This is a genomic window from Betaproteobacteria bacterium (assembly GCA_009377585.1).
Taxonomy (GTDB): Bacteria; Pseudomonadota; Gammaproteobacteria; order Burkholderiales; family WYBJ01; genus WYBJ01.
The window spans coordinates 46,258-65,312 of the sequence record WHTS01000011.1 but is presented as its reverse complement, the minus strand read 5'-3'; the positions used below and the strand labels follow the sequence as shown (position 1 = coordinate 65,312).

Below are 19,055 nucleotides of genomic sequence, written 5' to 3'. Positions count from 1 at the left end.
CAACCACGATTACGCCGCCTTCGTGGCTAGTGTGGTGAATCGTAAATTTGTCGTAATTCGTCATTCCCGCGCAAGCGGGAATCCAGAACGAGACTCCGCCTGGACCCCCGCGTTCGTGGGGGTGACGAACTTCTGACTCAGGACACTAGCGCCGGACGCCCGGCGTCTCGATCGGCAAGCCGCGCGCGCGCCAGGCGAGATAGAGCTCGAGGTCGAGCAGCTCTTCGGCGCCATACGCCGGCATCTCGGCGCGCACGCCGTAGTAGCAGGCGCGCAGCCGCCGCTGTAGCGAGCCGAGCGTTTGCCATTCGAGCCGATAGGCGGGATACGCGTTGCCATGACCTTGGCTGAGCGTTTGCGCGAGAAGCCGCTTGCCCCAGTTGCGCTGGTGGCAATGCACGCAGGCGAGGTTCATCTGGCCGATGCGGCGGTGATACAGGTCGCGCCCGCGCTCGAAGTGGCGCTGGTTCTGCGAATGCAGTTCCACCTGCATCGGCATGCCGCGCGACTGGTGCGCGACGTAGGTGCTGAGCGCCAGCAGCTCGTCGGATTCGTAGGGGAGCGGCTCGGCTTGCTGGTGGCGCGTGCGGCAGAGGTTCACGCGCCCCTCGATGTTCACCGGCCGTGCGCTCGCAGGATCGATCACGGGGTAGCGAACGGCCACGCCCCTCATGCTCTGTGCGGCATGCCCGTGGCAGTCGGCGCATGACTTGTTCGCTTTGCCGGCGGGCTTGTTCCAACTGGCCTCGCCGCGCGTCACCCACAGCATGCCGGGATTGGCGAAGTCGTCCGCCTGCATCGTGCGCACGTCCTTGCTGGCGAACTCGATGCCGGACTTCAGGGGGCTGGGGCGCCCGGATTCGGCGGCAAGCGCGATTCGATCCATAGCGGCGACGGCGATCGATGCGCACAGCAAAGCACGGGCAATGGTCGCTACGGCAACCGGGATGCTCATGCCGTCGAGCATACCTGCATCGGTTGCGGCGTGCGTCCGCGCGAGGCGCGACGATGGCGCGATGGGTCCGATCCGCGCCCGGATCAAGCAGTGACTTCGATCGACGCCCGCTCGGCTCCGCGTTCGCCCGCGTCGTCGACCCATTCGAACACGAGCCCCCCGCTCGCCTCGGCCACCGTGTAGAACTGCAGATACGGATTCGCCGCGACCCCCGATCCCAACTCGGCGCGGAACACTTCGTCGCCGTTGTAGCGGCATACGACCTGGTTGACGACGTTCTTCGGGATGGGCTTGCCGGAATTGTCGAAGCGAAAGCCGGTTTCCATCTTGTGCTGGATCGCGATGCGCACTTCGACGATCTCGCCGCGCTTGGCCTGTTTGGGTACCTGCACACGCGCAACCATGTCAGCGTCCCCCGCTCAGGATTCGTCCAGGCACGCCGACTCCGTGACCACGACCTCGGCGCTTCCCGACCAGAACGAACCGTCCGACACCTGTGCGATCGCGACCAGGCGTTGCGTGCCGTTCAACCGCACGCGCGTCGCGACGATTGCCTTGCCGGACTTGGGGCCGAGGTGATAGGTGGCGATGACGGGCCGCGGATTGCGCTCCGAGAGCAGCGTGATCGCAACCACGTGGTCGGCGGCGGTCATGGGGCTTTCGACGCTCAACTTCAACGGCACCGAGTGGCCATTGTCCGCAAGCCGCGGCGTATCGACGACGACCCGCCCCTCGCGCACCGGCTTGCCGCCGCTGATCTTGTCGATCAACGGCGCGAGGTCGTTGTTCTCGGCCGCCCGAGCGCGCGTTGCCGATAGCAACGGCAACGCGCCGAGCCCGGCCAAGGCGGTCATGAAGCGGCGTCGTGCGTGCGTTCGCATCAGCGTAAGTGCGCCAGATAGGCGATCGTGTCCTCGATCTGCTGCGCGGTGAGTATCGGCTTGCCGCGAAAAGCTTGGGCCACCTGGTTCAATCCGTCAACCCGGTAATAGGAAGGCATGATCGTATCCCGATTCAGGCGCATCGAATCGACCAGCTGCAGCCGCAATTGCCCGCGGCTCAGGCGCGCGCCGACGCCGGACAGCGGCGGCGCCAGATTCCCCATGAAGCGCGCGCCGCTTTCAGGCAGCGCGTGGCAGAGCAGGCAATTGCCGTCGCGGCCCATGACGATCTTGCGACCCTGCGCCGGATCGGACGCGACCGCCACGAGCGGTTGCGGGATCGCGTCGCCCTCGATGCGGAAGTCGACCAGACCGTTGCCGGCGGTGGCGCAGCCGAGCAACGCGAGCAGCGGTAGAAGCATAACGGACGACAAACCACCCCGCCCGCTCGCGCGGGCACCCCTCCTTGGTAAGGAGGGGATTTGGTTTCCTCTAACGAGGCTCACGGGGATTGGTTTTTCCCCTCCTCTCATGAGAGCGACCCGGGGTTTCGAAGGATGTGCCTGCGCACATCCGAGCCGGCGAGCGCCCGAAGCGCTGCATCGCATCGGGCCTCGTGGCGCGAAGCGCCGGGGGTGAGGCCGGGAATTCGCGGACCATGGTCCGCGCCGGGCGAACGGCATCGGCCTGCATGCCGATGCGCGCCCTGCAAGGGGTGTGGTTCACTGCTCGCACATGACCGCCGTTTGCGCACATCCTCTGCGGCAAGGAGCAAAAACCGAGCACCGCCCCGCCACATTAGACGAGCGTCATGCCGTGATTCTTCAGCGGCAGGCTTCGCACCGGCTTGCCGGTCGCGGCGAAGATCGCGTTCAACACCGAAGGCGCGATCACGCAGATGGTCGGTTCGCCCACTCCGCCCCAGAAATCATAGGTCGGGACGATGACGGTCTCGACCTTGGGCATCTGCGAAACGCGCAGCAGCGGATAGCTATGGAAATTGAGCTCGGCGATGCGCCCGTTCGCCACCGAGCACTCGCTCAGGAAGGTGCTGAGGCCATAAGCCACCGAGCCTTCCACCTGCGCCGCGATCTGGTCGGGATTGACGGCGTGGCCGCAATCGAGCGCGAGCACCATGCGATGCACCTTGACCTCGCCCTTGCCGCTCACCGAGACCTCGGCGACCGCGGCCGAATAGCTGCCGTAGCCCATGAACTGCGCGAGCCCGCGATAGATGCCGTTGGGCAGCGGTTTGCCCCAGTTCGCGCGCTTGGCTACGGCTTCGAGAACAGCGAGGTGCTTGGGATGGTTCTGCATCAGCGTGCGGCGGAATTCGAGCGGATCCTTACCGGCGGCCTTCGCGACTTCGTCCATGAAGCACTCGAGATACAAACCGTTCTGGTTGGTGTTGACGCCGCGCCACGGGCCGACCGGCACGTGCGTGTTGCGCATCGCGTATTCGGTGCGCAGGTTCGGCGCCGAGTAGCCCAGCTGCGCGTCGCCCGCGAGCGTCTTCCAGTAGCCCTGCAACTGACGGCGGTCCTTGCCGCCCTTGATCGCCGCGGGGTTGAGGTAGGCGTTGATCGATTGTCCCGACACGCGGATGTGCAGCGCCGTGAGGTTGCCTTGTGCATCGAGCCCGGCGGCGAGCTTGCACTGCGAGATCGGGCGGTAGAAGTCGTGCGCCTGGTCTTCTTCGCGGCTCCATGCCAGCTTCACCGGCACGCCAGGGAACTGCTTCGCGACCGCGACCGCCTGGCGCACGTAGTCCTGCGTGCCGCCGCGGCGGCCGAAGCCGCCGCCCAGGTCGTGCTTGTAGACCTCGCACTTCTCCAGCGGCAGGCCCGACGAGGTCGAGAGCACCGCGAGCGATGCTTCCGGATTCTGCGACGGCACCCAGCATTCGGCGCGATCGGCGCTGAGCTTCACCGTGCAGTTCATCGGCTCCATGGTGGCGTGGGCGAGGAACGGCGTGGCGTAGACCGCTTCGACTTTCTTCGCCGCCGCGGCGATCGCCTTCGGCGCATCGCCCTCGTCGATATCGGCGAAGGCGTCGTTGGCGCTCAACCCCTCCTTCAGATGCGCCGCGATACTGGCGCTGTCGACCTTGGCGTGGCTGCCTTCGTCCCACACCTTGGGCAACGCATCGAGCGCGCTCTTGGCCCGCCACCAGGTATCGGCGACCACGGCGAGCGTCGCGTCGTCGATGCGCACCACGCCGCGCACGCCACGCCGGCCCTTGATCTTGGCCTCGTCGTAGCTCGTGAGCTTGCCGCCGAACACGGGGCAGGCCATGACGGCCGCATGCAGCATGTCGGGCAGCTTCAGGTCGATCGAATAGACCTTCGCGCCGGTCAGCTTGTCGGCCGTGTCGAGGCGCTTCATCGGCTTGCCCGCGACCTTCCACTGCTTCGGATCCTTGAGCTGGATACTCTTCGGGTCCGGCGGCGTCAGGCGCGAGGCGGCTGCGGCCACCTTGCCGTAGCTCGTGCTGCGGCGGGATTGAGCGTGCGTGATGACGCCGTCCGCCACGCTGAGCTCGCCCACCGGCACGTTCCATTCGTTGGCAGCGGCCTGCAATAGCATCATGCGCGCGGCGGCCCCGCCGCGGCGCACGTAGTCCTCGGAGCCGCGTATGCCGCGGCTGCCGCCGGTCGACATCGCGCCCCAGACGCGCTTGCGCGCGAGGTTCTGGCCGGCGGTCGGCTGCTCGGTGGTGACCTTCTTCCAGTCGCATTCGAGCTCTTCGGCGACTAGCTGCGCGAGTCCGGTAAGCGTGCCTTGGCCCATCTCGGAGCGCGCGATGCGAATGACCGTGGTGTCGTCGGGCTTGATCACGACCCAGGCCGTGACTTCGGGCGCGGCCTCCGCGGCGATCTGGGCGCGCGCGGATGACGCGCCGAACATACTGTTGATCCCGAGGGCGAAACCGCCGCCGGCTGCGGTGGTGGCGATCAGGAATTGGCGGCGCGAACGGTTCACGCTGCGAGCGCTGTGCGAAGTGTTCACGGTCATGTCCTTTCGCCTAGGCGTTGTCGGGCTCGACCACCGAATAGATGCTGCCGACCCGGGTGTTGCCGGCGGCCATGTGCACCGCCGCCCGGATGCGCTGATACGTGCCGCAACGGCAGATGTTGGTCATCGCTTCGTCGATGTCCTGGTCGGTCGGCTTCGGTTTCTTGCGCAGCAGCGCCGCCGCCGCCATGATCTGGCCCGACTGGCAATAACCGCATTGGGGCACGTCGAGCGCTGCCCACGCGCGCTGCACCGGGTGCGATCCATCGCGCGACAGGCCTTCGATCGTCACGATGCGCTTGCCGGCCGCAGCCGAGACAGGGATCGAGCACGAGCGCACGACCTCGCCCTCCATGTGCACCGAGCACGCGCCGCACTGCGCGATGCCGCAGCCGTATTTCGTGCCGGTAAGCCCCATGATCTCGCGCAGTGCCCACAACAGCGGCATTTCCGGTTCGGCATCGATCTGCTGCGATTTGCCGTTGACGTTGAGCTCGATCATCGTCGCCTCCTCAGGCTCAGGAAATGGGCGGTGCCAGGCTACCGGGGTCCCGCCTCGCCCTAGGGCGGACGGCCTGCAGCAATCGCGTACGCGACAATACCGGTAGCACATTACCCCTCGCCGTACGGAAGGGTCAAGAAGCGCGTGATGGTCCGTCCGAGATGGGTGAGGCGTGTGTGCGTCCTCGGATACCACCCCGTCCGCGACATTGTCGCGTCCCGCCCCTCCTCGGTCAGGAGGGGAATGCACCCCGTCCGCGACATTGTCGCGTCCCGCCCCTCCTCGGTCAGGAGGGGAATGCACCCCGTCCGCGACATTGTCGCGTCCCGCCCCTCCTTGCCAGGAGGGGAAGACTGAACACTACCTCCTTGTCGAGCTTGCCAGGAGGGGAAGAGGAAGATTGAACACTACCCTCCTCGTCGAGGAGGGTCGCGGTCGAAGGACGCGGGGTGGTCAGGCGTTCCAGGCGTTTCGAACGGCGGCTCAGGCCCTGGCCGAGCCGTCGCTGCGCGGTTAGAGCGGAGCGATGCGATCGATCTCCGCCAGGTCCGCCGCATCGAGCTTCCACCCAACCGCCGCGACGTTCATCGCCACCTGCTCGGGCGAGGTGGCGCCGGCGATGACGCTCGGAACCACCGGCTGCGCCGCAAGCCAGCCGAAGGCGAGCTCGAGCAGGGTGTGGCCGCGGCCGCGGGCAAAAGCTTCCAGCGCTTCCACCCGGGTCCAGTTGGTATCGGTCAGGAAGCGGTTGGCGTAGCGTTCGCCGCGGGTGATACGGCCTGCCTCCGGCAGCGGTGCATCGCGCCGGTATTTTCCGCTCAGCAGGCCGCTCGCGAGCGGATAGTAGGGCAGCAGCCCCAGTCCCTGCGCGCGCATCGCGGGCACGTGCTCGTGCTCGGCATCGCGCACGAGCACGCTGTATTCGAGCTCGCACGCGACCAGCGGTTCGAGCCCGCGGTGACGCGCGGTCCATTGCATGTCGGTGAGCTTCCATGCCGGCGTGCTGGAGCAGCCGAGGTAGCGCACCTTGCCTTGACGGACCAGGTCGTCGAGCGCCCGCAGCGTCTCTTCGAGCGGCGTTTCGGGGTCTTGCCGGTGCAGCTGGTAGAGATCGATCCAGTCGGTCTGCAGACGCTGGAGGCTCTCCTCGACCGCGCGCACGATGTAGCGCCGCGAGCCGCCTTGACGCTCGCCCGAGCCATCCATCGGGCTGCCGAACTTGGAAGCGATGACGATATCCTTGCGGCGCGGCCCCAGGCATTCGCCGAGACAGGTCTCGGAGCCGCCGCGGTTGCCGTACACATCGGCCGTATCGAACAGCGTGATGCCGGCATCGAGCGCCTTGTGGATGACTGCGCGCGAGGTTTCGGCATCGATGCGCAAGCCGAAGTTGTTGCAGCCCAGGCCCAGCAGCGAAACGCGCAAGCCCGAGTTTCCGATGTGACGATGCTCCATGGGATCAGGTCAGCGCACCGCGTGCCGCCACCGGCCACAGGCACTCGACGCGGTTATGGCGGATGCCGACGTACCAATCGTACAGGTTGACCGTCGGGTCGCAGTGGCCGGGGATGAGGCGCAGCTTGTCGCCCACGTCCAGCCCCTCGACCGTGCCCGTGACATCGAGGCGGCCATGCTCGTCGGAGGCGCGCGCAAACACGGCTTGCGAAAAATCGGGGACGACCGGCATGCCCGAGTCGACGCTCAACGCCTTCAGCCCCGCATCGACGATCGCGCGCTCGGGCGCCGGGCGGCTCATGACCGTGCTCCAGACATACAGGCTTTGCTCGAACTGCGGCCGCGCCTTGCCTTCGGCGTCGAGGTTCCGGTTGTAGTCGGCATCCATGAAGACATAGGAGCCGCATTGCAGCTCGGTGTAGAGATCGCTCGCGGCTTCGAAGGCGAACGATCCGGTGCCCGCGCCCGTTACGCGCGGACACGCGATGCCGGCTTCTTCGATCAGGCGCCTGGTCTCGCGGGCGGCTGCGACCGCACGCTCGATCGCGCCGCGGCGCTCGTCGTAGCTGCGGATGTGCTGCGCCGAGCCCTGATACGCTTGCAGGCCGTCGAAGCGCAAATGCTTCGACGCCGTCACGACCCGCGCCAGATCGAGCGCCGCCTGGCCCGGTGCGACGCCGCAGCGATTGGCGCCGACATCGATCTCCACCAGCACCGTCACTTGCGCATCGAACTCCGCCGCCGCATCTTCGAGCTCGGTGACGTTGCCGGCATCGTCCACGCACACGGCGATCCGGGCCTGGCGGGCGAGCGCGGCAAGGCGGCGCAGCTTCGATGCGCCGACGACCTCGTTGGCGATCAGCACGTCGTCGACGCCGCCTGCAACCAGCGCCTCGGCCTCGGCCACCTTCTGGCAGCACACGCCCACGGCGCCGAGCGCCATCTGCTTGCGTGCGATGATTGGTGACTTGTGCGTCTTCGAATGCGGACGCAGCCGTGCCGGGCGGCCTTGCAGCAGGCGCGGCAGGGCCTGCAGATTGCGTTCGAACGCGTCCAGATCGATCACCAGCGCGGGCGTATCGACTTCGGAGAGCGGTGTGCCGATGTCTGCGGGCGGACGATTCGCCATCAATCTACTCCTGAGCCGTTGTGCCTGCCGGGTGGAACGAAAACAGAATATCATGCGCCCGGGCCGCAACGACAAGGAGCAACGGCGGTGAGATTGATGCGCTACAGCCGCAGACACGAGCCCGCGGCGCTCGCTCGCATGGGCGTCCTGGTCGCGGACGAAATGGTGGCGGACCTGCGTGCCGGGCATGCGCTGTTCCTGCTGGAGGAACGCGGCAATGCCAAGAGCGAAGCGCTGGCCGAAATCTTCGTTCCGCCCTACATCACGCAGTTCCTGCACCTCGGCGAACCGGGCTGGGAGGTGCTGGCCGAAACCTACGCCTGGATGGCGGAGCTCGTGCACAAGGATCCGGCGGCGCGGGGCTTGCGCGGCGAAGATCTTTTCATCCCGCTCGCCGAGTGCCGGCTCTACGCGCCGCTGCGGCCGGCGAAGCTGCTTGCCGTCACCGACAACTACCGGCCGGCGCCGCCCCGGGGATTCGAGGGCGGCGTGCCGGGCGCATTCGCCAAGCTCACCTCGGCGGTCGTCGGACCGGGACGCGACATCATCAAGCCGGCGGTGTGCGAAGTGCTGGATTGCGAGACCGAGCTTGCAGTCGTGATCGGGCGCAAGTGCAAGCACGTCTCGGCGGAGAAGGCGATGGAATTCGTCGCCGGCTACACGATTCTCAACGACGTCACCGCGCGCGACGTGACCGAACGCGAACGGGCCGGCGGCAACATGCTCATCGGTAAGAGCTACGATACCTTCGCCCCGCTCGGTCCGTGGCTGGTGACGCGCGACGAGCTGCCCGACCCGATGCGGCTGCAGGTTCGCACCCGCGTGAACGGCACCGTGCGCCGGGAAGGCAATACGTCCGCCATGGTGCACCCGGTAACCACGCTCGTATCCTACTTTTCGCAGCTGACCTTGATGCCGGGAGACATCATCGCGACCGGCTCGCCGCCTTCGCCGTCGCCGGGTACGCAGCGCACATTGGTCGCGGGCGATCGCATCGAGTGCGAGATCGAGTCGATCGGCGTTCTGCTCAACGCCGTGGTCGACGAGCCCGAGTGAGGCGAGGCGGCGCGGCTTTGCTCGTTCGTATCGTTCTCCTGAGTACGCTGGCGCTCGCCGCGATGCGCGCGGGTGCACTCGAAACCGAGGGCGCGCTGCGGCCCGAGATCGAGGCGTTCGTGCAGGACATGAACCTGCGCCACGGCATGGGCAGCGCCGAGTTGCGCCTGATTCTGCGCCAGGCACGGGTGCAACCGGACATCCTGCGCGCGATGTCCGCGCAGGCCACGCCGCGGCCTTGGCACCGCTACCGGCCGTCATTCGTCAATGCCGAGCGGATTGCCGGCGGCGTGCGCTTCTGGAACCGGCATGCCGAGCTGCTCGCGCGCGCCGAGCGCGAGTACGGCGTTCCGGCCGAGATCGTCGTCGCCACGATCGGCGTCGAGACCGTGTACGGCAGCTACACCGGTTCGCATCGGGTGCTGGATGCGTTGACCACGCTCGCGTTCGATTTTCCGCGCCGGGCGGACTTCTTCCGTGGCGAGCTGGAGCAGTTCCTGTTGCTGGTGCACGAAGGCGTGCTCGATCCGCTGCGCATGCGCGGCTCGTATGCGGGTGCCATGGGCGTGCCGCAATTCCTGCCCTCCAGCTTCCGCGACTACGCAGTCGATTTCGACGGCGACGGGAATCGCAAACTGTGGGACGGCGCGGCGGATTCGATCGGTAGCGTCGCCAACTACTATCGCAGCTTCGGCTGGCAGGCCGGCCGGCCGATCGCCGTGCCGGCCAAGGTCGAAGGCCAGGGTTACGTCGTACTGGCGGAGCAAGGCATCGAACCGCGCTTCGACGCCCAGGCGCTGACGCAGGCGGGCGTTACGCCGTTGGCGGACATCGGCGCCGACACCATGGCGATGCTGGTGCTCGAAGGCAGTAGCGGCAACGAGTACTGGCTCGGGCTCAACAACTTCTACATGATCACGCGCTACAACCGCAGCGTGAACTACGCGATGTCGGTGTTCCAGCTTGCGCGCGCGATTCGCAATGCCCGCGAGAGCGCCGCGGGCGCGGGAGCAGTCGCCCGGTAGTCAGCGACCGATTCGTTTCCGGCTTGCGTCTTCACCGAGCTTCCTTCGGGAACGCGACCAGATGGTCGATCTCGACCCGGATGCCGATGCGCTCGCCGATCGCGTGATTGTGATGGCTCGGCACCAGCGACAGCACCCGGCTTCCGCCCGGCAAGCGCAGCGTGTAGAGAAACTCGGCGCCGCGAAACGCCTTGTGCAGCACTTCCGCGCGGGCAGTGCTCGCATCGTCGTGCAGAACGTCGTCGGGCCGGATCAGCACTTCGACCCTTTCGCCATCCGCGAAGCCGAGCGCACGCGACGAAGCCAGCATGCCCAGATCGCAGCCGATGTGGTGGGCATCCTGGACCACGCCGGGCAGGAGAACGCCCTGGCCGATGAAATCCGCGACCAGGCGCGAGCCGGGCCGGTGGTACAGCTCGTACGCGCTGTCCCACTGCTGAATGCTGCCGGCATGCATGATGCCAATTTCGTCGGCGAAGCTGAACGCCTCGTGCTGGTCGTGCGTGACCAGGAGCGCGGTCGTGTTCTGCTGCTTGAGGATCGAGCGCACCTCGGCAGAGAGCCGTTCGCGCAGATCCACGTCGAGATTGGAGAACGGCTCGTCCAGCAGCAGCAATTGCGGGCGCGGGGCGAGCGCGCGTGCCAGCGCGACGCGCTGCTGCTGGCCGCCCGAGAGCTCGTGCGGATACTTGCGTGCCGCAGCGGCGAGACCCACGACTTCGAGCAGCTCGCCAATGCGCGCTTCGCGCTCGCGCCGCGGGAGCGCGCCGAGCCCGAAGCCGACATTGCCGGCGACCGTGCGGTGAGGAAACAGCGCGTAGTCCTGGAACACCATGCCGATACGGCGCTGCTCCGGGGCGAGAAGATAGCCGGGCCGGCTCACGATCTGACCGTCGAGTCGGATCTCGCCGCCGCGCAACGGCTCGAAGCCGGCGATGCAGCGAAGCACGGTGGTCTTGCCGCAACCCGATGTGCCGAGCAGGCAGGCGATGGTCCCGCGCTGGATGCTGAACGACACCGCGTGCAGCACTTCGACTTCGCCGTAGCGCTGCGCAACCGAATCGAGCACGAGCAGCGCAGGCGAGGCGGGAGCGACCATGCGAGGATTATATGGGCGAGGGGAGCGTATCGCGGCAAACGACGCGGGCAACGGGCTGTCGAGCGCGCGTGATGCGCGAACGAGACGGTAGAATCGGCTCTCGCCGCAGCCGTTGCGCGAACCGCCTCGATGACGACCACCACCGCATCCGCTCCGCGCGCATCCCGCCCGGCTGCCTACCGCGCGCTCGGCGCGCTGGGCTGGAGCGCGATCGTGGCTGCGGTGCTCATCTTCGTGCCGATCGCCGCGGTGCTGTCCAACGTGTTCTCGCACGGCGGCGAAACCTGGAAGCACCTGGTCGATACGGTGCTGCCCGGGTATGTCGCCAACACCGCTTTATTGGTCCTCGGCGTCGCCTACGGGGTAGTCTCCATCGGCGTGCTGTCGGCATGGCTGGTAACGGCGTACCGCTTTCCCGGGCGGCAATTCCTGCAATGGGCGCTGATCCTGCCGCTCGCGATGCCGGCTTACGTCATGGCGTATGCCTACACGGACTGGCTGCAGTTCACCGGTCCGGTGCAGACGTGGCTGCGCGAGCTGACCGGATGGCGCGCGCGCGAATACTGGTTTCCCGAGATTCGCTCGCTGGGGGGCGCGATGGCCGTGCTGTCGTTCGCGCTCTATCCGTATGTGTACCTGCTCGCGCGGGCGTCGTTTCTCGACCAGTCGCGCGCAGCCGCCGAAACGGCGCGCCTGCTCGGCTACGGTCCTTGGGGGACGTTCTTCCGGGTCGCGTTGCCGTTGGCACGTCCCGGCATCGTTGCCGGGACGGCGCTCGCATTGATGGAAGCCTTGGCGGACTTCGGCACGGTGTCGTACTTCGCCGTGCAGACCTTCACCACCGGGATTTATCGCGCGTGGCTTTCGCTCGGTGACACGGTTGCCGCGGGCCAGCTTGCAAGCTGCCTGCTGGCATTTGTCGCGCTGGTCCTGGTCGCGGAACGCATCTCGCGCGGCAAGGCGCGCTACCACAATGTTTCCGCGCGGGCCCGAGCGGCACCGCAGCCGCTGCACGGGTTCGCCGCGGCGGCCGCATTTGCCGCCTGCTTCGCACCGCTGCTGTTCGGATTTCTGCTGCCTGTGGGCATCCTGGCAGAGCTCGCCTGGGAGGAAGGCGCGGTCGTGAGCCCGCGCCTGGTTTCGCTGATCGGGAATACCTTCACACTGGCCGGGATCACCGCGGTGTTGGCGATCGTTGCAGCCACGCTCATGGCCTATGCGGGACGCGTGGTGCGCAGCCCCGTCGTGACGGCAGCCAATCGGATCGCGGCCCTGGGCTACGCGATCCCGGGCGCGGTGATCGCCGTCGGCATCCTGGTGCCGCTGGGCAAGCTCGACAACGCCCTGGCGGACTGGCTGCGGGAGCAGTTCGGCATGCATACGGGGTTGCTGCTCACGGGGACTATCGTCGCGCTGGTGTATGCCTACCTGGTGCGCTTTCTCGCCATCGCGTTCCAGTCGGTGGAAGCAGGGCTCGCGCGCATCACGCCCTCGATGGACGATGCCGCCCGCAGCCTCGGTGCGGGACCCGCCGCCACGCTCGCCCGCGTGCATGCGCCGATGCTCTGGAGCAGCCTCCTCGTCGCAGGCCTGCTGGTGTTCGTGGACGTCATGAAGGAGCTGCCGGCCACGTTCGCCATGCGGCCGTTCAACTTCGATACGCTGGCGGTCGAGATCTACAACCTGACCAAGGACGAGCGCCTGGGCGAGGCGGCTGCGCCCTCGCTCGTCATCGTTGCGATCGGTTTGATCCCGCTGATCGTGCTATCGCGACAGATGAGCCGGTCGCGTGGACCGCACTGAGGACGACCCGCCAAAGGTCCACGCCGGCTCCCGGCGCTACTTATAGCCGACCCGGTCGGCGATGCGCTGCGCCGCCGCCTGGTTCTCGCCCAGGCGCGCCGCGTTGATCGCGTCGAGCTTGAACTCGCCGAGCGACTCGAGCTCGGGATTGTCGAGCTTCACGCTCGACACCACCGGCCACTCGTTGTTGCCGTTGGCGAAGTAGGTCTGCGCTTCGTCGCTGGCGAGATACTCGAGGAACAGGCGCGCGGCTTCCTTGTGCGGCGCGTGCTCGAGCATGCCGCCGCCCGAGATGTTCATGTGCGTGCCGCGGTTGCCCTGGTTGGGAAACACGACCGCGAGGTGTTCGTACACCTTCTTGTCGTCGGGCTTGGACGATCGCATCAGGCGCACGTAGTAGTACTGGTTGGCGACCGCGATGGCGCATTCGCCTGCGGCGGCAGCGCGCAACTGGTCGGTATCGCCGCCTTTCGGGTCGCGCGCCAGGTTCTCCTTCACGCCCTTCGCCCAGGCTTCGGCCTTCTGCTCACCGAGATGAGCGACCATGCTGGCGATGAGCGAAAGCATGTACGGGTGCGAGGCCGAGCGGGTGCAGATCTTGCCCTTCCACTTCGGGTCGGCCAGGTCTTCGTAGTTTTTGATCTCGTCCGGCTTCACCACGGCCTTGTTGTAGGCGATGACGCGCGCCCGCGCCGAGAAGCCGAACCAGTGATTGTTGGGGTCGCGAAACGCGGCGGGAATGCGCGCTTCGAGCACCGGGGACTTCACGGCTTCGAAAATGCCCGCCCGGTCAGCGCGCCAGATGCGGCCGATGTCGACGGTGATGAAAACATCCGCGGGGCTGTTCGCGCCTTCGCTCTTGATGCGCTCGAACAGCGCATCCTCGCCGCCCTCGATGCGATTGATCTTGATGCCGGTCTTCTTGGTGAAGCCTGAATAGAGCGCTTCGTCGGTCTTGTAGTGGCGCGCGGTATAGAGGTTCAGCACTTTGTCCTGCGCAAGCGCGAACGACGTGGCGCCGACCAGCGCAATGGCTGCGAGCGCGCGGCCGGCAATGCAACGAGGGAGGGCGAAAAACATCGGGGGGCTCCTTGGGCGCGTTCTGTTTTGTTCGAGCTGGAGCATAGTACGAATGAGAATGATTCGCAACAGATTAGCGTGCAATCATTGTCAGTAAAGGCCATGGGCAGATCGGAGGGCAAATGATGTGCGGCGGGCCGCGGCGCCCAAGCAGGCGAGCAAGCAACCGAGAAAGCAGCAGGCTAGAGACCGATGCGGCGCGCGCCGTTGTAGCGCTTGGCCCAGTAGGCCTGGGTCATGTCGACGATGTTGACAGTCTTGCCGGCCGATGGGGCATGCAGGAAGCGTCTCTCGCCCAGATAGATGCCGACGTGCGAAAACGGCCGCCGCCTGGTATTGAAGAATACAAGGTCGCCCGGGCGCAATTCGTCCAGCGCGATCGGCGTCCCGAGCCGCGCCATGCCATACGAATCGCGCGGTAGCACCATGCCCGCGATCTGCCGAAAGACGTGGTTTACCAGGCCGCTACAGTCGAACCCGGTCTGCGGCGAACTACCGCCCCAGCGGTAGTGGACGCCCACGAGCGAGAGCGCGTAGAAGATGATCTCGCCCGCCCGCTCCATGTACGGGTGGGTGGCCTGGTATTGCGCCTGGGGTTGCGCTTCGGGTATCCCGTGCGCTACGTCGGCAGCGCTGCTGGGCACGCCTGTTAGAAATCCGAGAAGAATTGCCACTGCGGTTGTGATTTTTTTCATGGCGGGCGTATGGTAAGCGAACTTTTTCACGCCTGTAAACGGCCGCAAAGTGACCAACTTTCGTCTTAATTTCGCCGAAATTTTGTAAGCATTTGATGTTTAGGATAAATTTATCGCATCGAGACCTTGCCTCGGTGTCGATGGCAAGAATCCGATCGAATTCGATTCCATAGGGCGCGGTGCGGTGGAGGCTTCGGTCGGGTCGCAGTGCACCAATCCCCACGAGCGGCCATCTGAAAGGCTTGCACCAGGCGCTGCAAATCGTTCCTGAGTTTCCTCTTCGATAACGCGCCGCCACTGTCGATTTCCATCGAGACGCGTCCGGAGGTGGGCGAAGGTTTCAATCCGCTCGCTTCGCTCTTCAAGCAGTTCGAGCTGATCTACGTGGTGGGCGACGAGCGCGACATCGTGGGCTCGCGCACCAATCATCGCGGCGGGCCGGATCGACACGACGCTGCCGTTCGAAGATCTGCGGCAGCGCTCCCTGATCAACGAGGCTGCGCAGGCGGCCGACGGCGCGGCCGATTTCTCGCAGCGAATTCGCGCATCCTTGCAGACGATTCCCGCTGATCCGCCGTGATCCGCATTGGCTGGCCGCGGGCTTTGCGGTAGGCTCGTGTCGCCCAATCCCCGATCCCGGCCATGAATCACGTCTTTCACCGCAACGCCACCGCCGCCTATCCGCTCGCCGTGCGCGGCGAAGGCGCATATCTGATCGACTCCGCCGGCAAGCGCTATCTGGACGCCTCGAGCGGCGCGGCGGTCTCCTGCCTCGGCCACGACGATCCCGAAATCATCGCGGCCATCAAGGCGCAGCTCGACCGGCTGCCCTACGCCCACACGTCATTTTTCACCACCGAGCCGATGGAAGCGTTGGCGGACGAGCTGATCGCGCGCGCGCCGGCCGGCATGGAGCGCGTCTACTTCGTCTCGGGAGGATCGGAGGCGATCGAGGCGGCGCTCAAGCTCGCGCGCCAGTATTTCGTCGAGACCGGGCAGCAGAGCCGCCGCTACCTGATCGGACGCCGGCAGAGCTATCACGGCAATACGCTGGGTGCGCTCGCGGTGGGCGGGAACATGTGGCGCCGGCAGCAATTCGCGCCGTTGCTGATGGAAGCGCGGCATGTCTCGCCTTGCTACGAATATCGCGAGCGCGCGCGCAACGAGACGCAGGAGGGCTACGCACGCCGCCTCGCCGCGGAGTTGTCGCAGGAGATCGAGCGGCTCGGGCCGGAGAACGTGATCGCCTTCGTTGCCGAAACGGTCGTGGGTGCGACGCTCGGCGCCGTGCCCGCCGTGCCGGATTACTTTCGCCTGATGCGCGAAGTGTGCGACCGCCACGGCGTGCTGCTCATCCTCGACGAGGTCATGTGCGGCATGGGCCGCACCGGCACGCTGTACGCCTGCGAGCAGGAAGGCATCGTGCCGGACCTCGTCTGCATCGCCAAGGGCCTGGGTGCGGGTTACCAGCCGATCGGCGCGACGCTGGTGCAAGGACGCATTCACGATGCGATCAAGAACGGCTCGGGTTTCTTCCAGCACGGGCACACCTACATCGGTCACGCGCTCGCCTGTTCGGCGGCACTCGCCGTGCAACGCGCCTTCGTCGAGCGCGGACTGGTTGAGCGCGTGCGCGCACTCGGCGGTGGAGTCGAAGCGCGTTTGCGCAGCCGGCTCGAGGCGCACCCGCACGTCGGCGATATCCGCGGCCGGGGCTTTTTCTGGGGCGTGGAATTCGTGCAGGATCGCGCCACCCGGGAGCCGTTCGACCCGGCGCTCAAGATCAACGCACGCATCAAGGCCGAGGCCATGAAGCTGGGGCTGCTCTGCTATCCCATGGGCGGCACGCTCGACGGCGTGCGCGGCGATCATGTGCTGATCGCGCCACCCTACATCGTGTCGGAAGCGCAGCTCGACGAGCTGACCGACAAGCTGGGGCGCGCCGTGGATGCGGTGCTCCGGGGGCCCTGATCAGGCGCGCGCGCCGGCTGCCCGCATGGCGCCTTCGCGCTGCGCCAGGTGCAGCCGGTGCAGGCTGATCTTGCGCACTTCGAGCTTGCTCGCTTCGATGTGGGAGGCGATCAGCATCTCGGCTTGCTGCGCCTTGCCGGTGAGCACCGCGCGCAGCAGCGCCGCATGCTCGTCGTAGGTGCGGCTGATGCGCTCTGCCTGGGTGAAGTCGAGCCGGCGTACGATGCGGATGCGCTCGGCGACATCGCAATGGATGCGGGCGAGCTCGGCATTTCCGGTCGCGGCAACCAGCGTGGCATGGAATTCCTCGTCGAGCCGCGCGACCTCGTGACCATCCTGCAGGCGGGCTCGCGCGCCGACCAGCCAGATCTTCTTGAGCCCTTCCAGCGCCTCGACGGGCGCAGCCGCGCATAGCTTGCGCACGGCGGCGAGCTCCATGATCACGCGCACGTCATAGAGCTGGTCGAAGCGCTCGAAATCGAGCGGGCGCACGCGCCAACCGCTCTTGGCGTAGACCTCCAGGAAGCCGTCGCGCGCAAGGCGCGACAACGCTTCGCGCACCGGCGTGCGGCTCACCCCGATGCGGCCCGCGATCTCGTTCTCGGAGAAGCGTCCGCCGGGCGGCAGCAGGAACTCGAAGATGTCCGACTTGATGCGCTCGTAGGCTGTCTGCGCGAGATTCGGGGCCTTCGTGCGCGCCCCGCCGTTTTTGCGCCGAGCGCTCCTCATCGGCGCCGCGTCGTTTGCGCGCCGGCCGCGCCTCATCGGAGTGCGTAGCGTTTCCTGGTGGCGTCTTTTCTGCACCGTGACGGTGCCGGCGTGCGCAGTCGATGCACCTGCGGAAGTTCGTCCCGATTTCCTCTTCTTCGTCATATCAAGTGCTTGCCCGAGTTGGCATGGTCCCTGCGTACATCTGGGATGCAAACTAGTATACAAGATGCGTTCCAATACTGACATGGCAGCCTACGACGGTCCGCTTTCGATTCCCACGCTGCGCGCGGCGTACGCGCACGGCGTCACGCCGGCCGACGTGATCGAAGCGGTCCATGACCGGATCGAGGCCGTGCGCGACAACCCCATATGGATCTCGCTCGTCCCGCGCGACCAGGCCTTGGCGCGTGCCCGCGCGCTTGCGCGCTCGGAGGCAGCGGCGCGTTCGCCGCTCTACGGCATGCCGTTCGCCGTGAAGGACAACATCGACGTGGCCGGCATGGAGACCACCGCCGCCTGCCCGCAATTCGTCTACCTTGCCCGCCACCACGCGCACGCCATCGAGCGCCTGGAAGCGGCCGGTGCGATCGTCATCGGCAAGACCAATCTCGATCAGTTCGCGACCGGCTTGGTCGGCACGCGCTCGCCGTACGGCGCCTGCCGCAACGCCTTCGACACACGCTACATCAGCGGCGGATCGAGCTCGGGCTCGGCGCTGGCCGTGGCGCTCGGCCAGGTGGCGTTCGCGCTCGGCACCGACACCGCGGGTTCGGGCCGCATACCGGCGGCATTCAACAACATCGTCGGGCTCAAGCCCACGCCCGGGCTCGTCAGCACGCGCGGCGTAGTGCCTGCATGCCGCAGCCTCGACTGCGTGTCGATCTTCGCCCTCGATTGCGCCGACGCACTGGAAGTCCTGGACGTCGTGGCGGGGTTCGATATCGAGGATCCGTTCTCGCGCCGGGATCTGCCGACGAGACACCTCGCACCCGGAAATGCGGTGGCGATTCCGCGCCGCAGCCAGTGCCAGTTCTGGGACGACCGCGACTACGCCGAGCTGTACCGGGCGGGCATCGAGCGCTGCCGTGCGCTGGGAATGGAAGTGATCGAGGTCGATCTTGCGCCGTTCATGGAAGCGCAGCGCATGCTCTACGAGGGTCCGTGGATCGCCGAGCGCGCTGCTGCCATCGCGCCCTTCATGGATGCTCACCCCGAAGCGGTTCATGGCGCGATTCAAATCACGCTTGGCGCCGCCGGCGCGATCAGCGCAACCGAGGCGTTCAGCGCGTTTCATCGTCTGGCGACACTGCGGCGCGAAACCGAGTGGCTGTGGGAGCGTGCCTGCTGCCTGCTATTGCCGGCGGCGCCGACGATCTATCGCGTGGACGAGATCGAGCAGCAGCCGCTCGAGTTGAACACTCGGCTCGGTTACTACAGCAATTTCGTCAACCTGCTCGGGCTCGCCGCGGTGAACGTTCCCGGCGGCATGCGCGGCGACGGGCTGCCGTTCGGCCTGAGCCTCGTGGGTCCCGCTTGCAGCGAGCGGGCGCTTGCGATGCTCGGATCGCGCCTGCATGCGGCGCTCGCCGTGCCCGCCGGCCTGGGCGGCAACCCCTTGCCTGCGCCGCTCGCGGAGGAGACGGGCCGGTGAAGGGATTCGTATGCGAGCCGCATGGCG

The 19,055-nt window shown here is 66.7% G+C and carries 17 protein-coding genes and 1 pseudogene; 6 read left to right on the top strand and 12 right to left on the bottom strand.

Features of this window, described 5'->3' with window-relative positions; all coding sequences use genetic code 11:
* Positions 1 to 145: 145 nt before the first annotated feature.
* The 8 genes from soxA to GEV05_06180 form a co-directional block, all read right to left on the bottom strand.
* The gene (gene soxA, locus GEV05_06215; GenBank protein MPZ42984.1) at positions 146 to 955 is read right to left on the bottom strand and encodes a sulfur oxidation c-type cytochrome SoxA; all 810 of its coding nucleotides are present in this window, start codon (positions 953 to 955) and stop codon (positions 146 to 148) included.
* Positions 956 to 1,038: 83 nt separating this feature from the next.
* A complete protein-coding gene (gene soxZ / locus GEV05_06210; protein MPZ42983.1) occupies positions 1,039 to 1,359 on the bottom strand; it encodes a thiosulfate oxidation carrier complex protein SoxZ in 321 nt (106 codons plus the stop codon).
* Between the two features lie 15 nt (positions 1,360 to 1,374).
* Positions 1,375 to 1,836, bottom strand: a complete 462-nt coding sequence (locus GEV05_06205; protein ID MPZ42982.1) for a sulfur oxidation protein SoxY — start codon at positions 1,834 to 1,836, stop codon at positions 1,375 to 1,377.
* Entirely contained in the window at positions 1,836 to 2,258 is a 423-nt protein-coding gene (soxX, locus tag GEV05_06200) for a sulfur oxidation c-type cytochrome SoxX (protein MPZ42981.1), read from the bottom strand. Before soxX ends, GEV05_06205 begins: the two co-directional genes overlap by 1 nt.
* Positions 2,259 to 2,634: 376 nt before the next feature.
* Complete coding sequence (locus GEV05_06195; GenBank protein ID MPZ42980.1) at positions 2,635 to 4,851, bottom strand: molybdopterin-dependent oxidoreductase; 2,217 nt, start codon at positions 4,849 to 4,851, stop codon at positions 2,635 to 2,637.
* A 10-nt stretch (positions 4,852 to 4,861) separates the two neighbouring features.
* Positions 4,862 to 5,353 carry a 2Fe-2S iron-sulfur cluster binding domain-containing protein gene (locus GEV05_06190; GenBank protein ID MPZ42979.1) on the bottom strand — a complete coding sequence of 164 codons (492 nt, stop codon included), beginning with the start codon at positions 5,351 to 5,353 and terminating at the stop codon, positions 4,862 to 4,864.
* A gap of 513 nt (positions 5,354 to 5,866) precedes the next feature.
* On the bottom strand, positions 5,867 to 6,808 hold the full coding sequence (locus GEV05_06185) for an aldo/keto reductase (protein MPZ42978.1): 942 nt from the start codon (positions 6,806 to 6,808) through the stop codon (positions 5,867 to 5,869).
* A 4-nt stretch (positions 6,809 to 6,812) separates the two neighbouring features.
* Positions 6,813 to 7,937, bottom strand: a complete 1,125-nt coding sequence (locus tag GEV05_06180) for a DSD1 family PLP-dependent enzyme (GenBank protein MPZ42977.1) — start codon at positions 7,935 to 7,937, stop codon at positions 6,813 to 6,815.
* Between the two features lie 87 nt (positions 7,938 to 8,024).
* On the opposite strand from GEV05_06180, the gene GEV05_06175 reads away from it, so the two are divergent.
* Together GEV05_06175 and mltB are read left to right on the top strand one after the other, a co-directional pair.
* Entirely contained in the window at positions 8,025 to 8,993 is a 969-nt protein-coding gene (locus GEV05_06175; protein ID MPZ42976.1) for a hypothetical protein, read from the top strand.
* A 62-nt stretch (positions 8,994 to 9,055) separates the two neighbouring features.
* Entirely contained in the window at positions 9,056 to 10,018 is a 963-nt protein-coding gene (gene mltB / locus GEV05_06170; protein ID MPZ42975.1) for a lytic murein transglycosylase B, read from the top strand.
* 31 nt (positions 10,019 to 10,049) lie between these two features.
* Here mltB and GEV05_06165 read toward each other — a convergent pair whose 3' ends face one another.
* On the bottom strand, positions 10,050 to 11,117 hold the full coding sequence (locus tag GEV05_06165; GenBank protein MPZ42974.1) for an ATP-binding cassette domain-containing protein: 1,068 nt from the start codon (positions 11,115 to 11,117) through the stop codon (positions 10,050 to 10,052).
* A 129-nt stretch (positions 11,118 to 11,246) separates the two neighbouring features.
* On the opposite strand from GEV05_06165, the gene GEV05_06160 reads away from it, so the two are divergent.
* Complete coding sequence (locus tag GEV05_06160) at positions 11,247 to 12,920, top strand: ABC transporter permease subunit (protein ID MPZ42973.1); 1,674 nt, start codon at positions 11,247 to 11,249, stop codon at positions 12,918 to 12,920.
* A gap of 36 nt (positions 12,921 to 12,956) precedes the next feature.
* Here GEV05_06160 and GEV05_06155 read toward each other — a convergent pair whose 3' ends face one another.
* Both GEV05_06155 and GEV05_06150 read right to left on the bottom strand, forming a co-directional pair.
* On the bottom strand, positions 12,957 to 14,000 hold the full coding sequence (locus GEV05_06155; GenBank protein ID MPZ42972.1) for an extracellular solute-binding protein: 1,044 nt from the start codon (positions 13,998 to 14,000) through the stop codon (positions 12,957 to 12,959).
* 182 nt (positions 14,001 to 14,182) lie between these two features.
* Positions 14,183 to 14,695: a glycoside hydrolase gene (locus GEV05_06150; protein MPZ42971.1), complete on the bottom strand. Its 513-nt coding sequence runs from the start codon at positions 14,693 to 14,695 to the stop codon at positions 14,183 to 14,185.
* Between the two features lie 261 nt (positions 14,696 to 14,956).
* Here GEV05_06150 and GEV05_06145 point away from each other — a divergent pair.
* Positions 14,957 to 15,275 (top strand): annotated as a pseudogene (locus GEV05_06145) (DUF4105 domain-containing protein).
* Between the two features lie 62 nt (positions 15,276 to 15,337).
* On the top strand, positions 15,338 to 16,666 hold the full coding sequence (locus GEV05_06140) for an aspartate aminotransferase family protein (GenBank protein ID MPZ42970.1): 1,329 nt from the start codon (positions 15,338 to 15,340) through the stop codon (positions 16,664 to 16,666).
* On the opposite strand, the gene GEV05_06135 is transcribed toward GEV05_06140, so the two are convergent.
* Complete coding sequence (locus GEV05_06135; GenBank protein MPZ42969.1) at positions 16,667 to 17,395, bottom strand: FCD domain-containing protein; 729 nt, start codon at positions 17,393 to 17,395, stop codon at positions 16,667 to 16,669.
* Between the two features lie 208 nt (positions 17,396 to 17,603).
* Here GEV05_06135 and atzF point away from each other — a divergent pair, with 208 nt between their 5' ends.
* Entirely contained in the window at positions 17,604 to 19,028 is a 1,425-nt protein-coding gene (atzF, locus tag GEV05_06130) for an allophanate hydrolase (GenBank protein ID MPZ42968.1), read from the top strand.
* Positions 19,029 to 19,055 lie beyond the last annotated feature (27 nt).

What these genes read in the sequence shown, in the direction of transcription:
- soxA (MPZ42984.1), bottom strand. Translation starts at nt 955, where the DNA reads ATGAGCATCCCGGTTGCCGTAGCGACCATTGCCCGTGCTTTGCTGTGC.
- soxZ (MPZ42983.1), bottom strand. Translation starts at nt 1,359, where the DNA reads ATGGTTGCGCGTGTGCAGGTACCCAAACAGGCCAAGCGCGGCGAGATC.
- GEV05_06205 (MPZ42982.1), bottom strand. Translation starts at nt 1,836, where the DNA reads ATGCGAACGCACGCACGACGCCGCTTCATGACCGCCTTGGCCGGGCTC.
- soxX (MPZ42981.1), bottom strand. Translation starts at nt 2,258, where the DNA reads ATGCTTCTACCGCTGCTCGCGTTGCTCGGCTGCGCCACCGCCGGCAAC.
- GEV05_06195 (MPZ42980.1), bottom strand. Translation starts at nt 4,851, where the DNA reads ATGACCGTGAACACTTCGCACAGCGCTCGCAGCGTGAACCGTTCGCGC.
- GEV05_06190 (MPZ42979.1), bottom strand. Translation starts at nt 5,353, where the DNA reads ATGATCGAGCTCAACGTCAACGGCAAATCGCAGCAGATCGATGCCGAA.
- GEV05_06185 (MPZ42978.1), bottom strand. Translation starts at nt 6,808, where the DNA reads ATGGAGCATCGTCACATCGGAAACTCGGGCTTGCGCGTTTCGCTGCTG.
- GEV05_06180 (MPZ42977.1), bottom strand. Translation starts at nt 7,937, where the DNA reads ATGGCGAATCGTCCGCCCGCAGACATCGGCACACCGCTCTCCGAAGTC.
- mltB (MPZ42975.1), top strand. Translation starts at nt 9,056, where the DNA reads ATGCGCGCGGGTGCACTCGAAACCGAGGGCGCGCTGCGGCCCGAGATC.
- GEV05_06165 (MPZ42974.1), bottom strand. Translation starts at nt 11,117, where the DNA reads ATGGTCGCTCCCGCCTCGCCTGCGCTGCTCGTGCTCGATTCGGTTGCG.
- GEV05_06160 (MPZ42973.1), top strand. Translation starts at nt 11,247, where the DNA reads ATGACGACCACCACCGCATCCGCTCCGCGCGCATCCCGCCCGGCTGCC.
- GEV05_06155 (MPZ42972.1), bottom strand. Translation starts at nt 14,000, where the DNA reads ATGTTTTTCGCCCTCCCTCGTTGCATTGCCGGCCGCGCGCTCGCAGCC.
- GEV05_06150 (MPZ42971.1), bottom strand. Translation starts at nt 14,695, where the DNA reads ATGAAAAAAATCACAACCGCAGTGGCAATTCTTCTCGGATTTCTAACA.
- GEV05_06140 (MPZ42970.1), top strand. Translation starts at nt 15,338, where the DNA reads ATGAATCACGTCTTTCACCGCAACGCCACCGCCGCCTATCCGCTCGCC.
- GEV05_06135 (MPZ42969.1), bottom strand. Translation starts at nt 17,395, where the DNA reads ATGAGGAGCGCTCGGCGCAAAAACGGCGGGGCGCGCACGAAGGCCCCG.
- atzF (MPZ42968.1), top strand. Translation starts at nt 17,604, where the DNA reads ATGCGTTCCAATACTGACATGGCAGCCTACGACGGTCCGCTTTCGATT.